Source organism: Priestia sp. VA7, assembly GCF_055710015.1.
The window spans coordinates 1-229 of the sequence record NZ_JBVQPN010000084.1 but is presented as its reverse complement, the minus strand read 5'-3'; the positions used below and the strand labels follow the sequence as shown (position 1 = coordinate 229).

1 rRNA gene is annotated in these 229 nt (G+C 50.2%); it reads right to left on the bottom strand.

Annotated features, from left to right (window positions below):
* Window positions 1-229 (bottom strand): 23S ribosomal RNA (locus AC0C45_RS30320); the annotation flags it as partial.

Genomic DNA, 229 nt, shown 5'->3' with positions numbered 1-229 from the left:
AGATGGTCCTCCCAGCTTCTGACGGAATTTCACGTGTTCCGCCGTACTCAGGATCCACTCAAGAGGGAACGAAGTTTCAACTACAGGGTTGTTACCTTCTTCGACGGACCTTTCCAGGTCGCTTCATTTACTTCGTTCCTTTGTAACTCCGTATAGAGTGTCCTACAACCCCAAGAGGCAAGCCTCTTGGTTTGGGCTAATTCCGTTTCGCTCGCCGCTACTCAGGAAA